Origin of the sequence: Gordonia gummivorans, from assembly GCF_022513585.1 — a bacterium.
Classification (GTDB): domain Bacteria; phylum Actinomycetota; class Actinomycetes; order Mycobacteriales; family Mycobacteriaceae; genus Gordonia.
In genome coordinates, this window is the sequence record NZ_JAKWBF010000075.1 from 1 (window position 1) to 1,466 (window position 1,466).

General features: G+C 62.7%; 1 protein-coding gene. It reads left to right on the top strand.

The genetic code is table 11. The features are described 5' to 3' along the window. Positions 1-154: 154 nt before the first annotated feature. The gene (locus MKW15_RS24135) at positions 155-1,375 is read left to right on the top strand and encodes an IS256 family transposase (RefSeq protein WP_240862918.1); all 1,221 of its coding nucleotides are present in this window, start codon (positions 155-157) and stop codon (positions 1,373-1,375) included. Positions 1,376-1,466: the final 91 nt, after the last annotated feature.

Here is a 1,466-nt window from a genome sequence, read left to right on the forward strand (position 1 = left end):
AGGGAGAGTCCCAGGGGGTGGTGGGGTTTCGGTCCTGACGTCAGCTGGGCCGGTCGTGACTGGTCCGGCGTGTCGTGGGGGCTTGGGGTGGGCCATCGCGTAGTGGTCAGTGAGTTACCGACCAAAGTGACTCACAGTTAGGACACACGACGCGATGACCCACGACCATTCTGCCCTGCTCGCTCAGCTTGATGCACTGACCTCTGCCGAGGCTGGGTCGATGTTCGCCGAGCTGGTACGCGCCGGTTTGCAGGCGTTGATTGAGGCCGAGGCCACCGAGAAGATCGGCGCCGGCCGCTATGAGCGTTCCGCGGAACGCGCTACCCACCGCAATGGGCACCGCGCCAAGACGGTGTCCACCCCGGCCGGCGATGTGTCGGTGAAGATCCCGAAGTTGCGCTCGGGATCGTTCTTCCCGGTGCTGCTGGAGCGTCGCCGCCGCATCGACAAGGCGTTGCATGCGGTGATCATGGAAGCCTACGTGCACGGGGTGTCGACCCGATCGGTCGATGACCTGGTGAAGGCGTTGGGGGTCGATACCGGGATCTCCAAGTCGGAGGTCTCGCGTATCTGTGGTGAGCTCGACAAGGAGATCGCCCGGTTCCGGGAACGCTCACTGGCCCACACAACGTTTCCGTACGTGTTCGCTGATGCGACCTACTGCAAGGTGCGGGTCGGGGCGCACGTGGTGTCTCAGGCGCTCGTCGTGGCCACCGGGGTGTCGATGGACGGGTCGCGGGAGGTGCTGGGTACCGCGGTTGGTGACTCGGAGTCGTTCGAGTTTTGGCGGGAGTTCTTCACCTCACTGAAGGCCCGTGGCCTGTCGGGGGTGCAGCTGGTGACCTCTGATGCTCATGCCGGTTTGAAAGCTGCTGTGGCACAGCAGTTCACGAACGCTTCGTGGCAGCGGTGCCGGGTGCATTTCATGCGGAACCTGCATGGTGCGGTGTCGGCGAAACAAGCACCGGTGGTGACCGCGGCGGTCAAGACGATCTTCGCTCACACCGACCCCGACGACATCGACGCCCAGTGGGACCAGGTCGCTGACACCTTGGCACCCTCGTTCCCGAAGGTGGCCACCATGATGCGTGATGGGAAGGCTGATGTGTTGGCGTTCACCGGGTTTCCCAAGGCGCACTGGCAGAAGATCTGGTCCAACAACCCGATCGAGCGGTTGAACAAGGAGATCAAACGTCGGGCTGATGTTGTGGAGATCTTCCCCAACCCGGCTGCGTTCTTGCGGCTGGCGACAGCGGTAGTGATCGAGGCCCACGACGAGTGGCAAGTCACCCGCCGCTACCTGTCCGATGTGTCGATGACCGAACTCAGGCAGGTAATCGCCGCCAAGCAACACGCCACCAAAGCACTGGACTAATCCCACCAAACCGCTTAGTATTCAACATGACTCGTTGATCACTGCGTGAGTCCACGCCGATCCGAAGTCCACCACTCCACGGGGCACTACC

Coding starts and splice junctions, on each gene's coding strand:
- MKW15_RS24135 (WP_240862918.1), top strand. CDS start 155: ATGACCCACGACCATTCTGCCCTGCTCGCTCAGCTTGATGCACTGACC.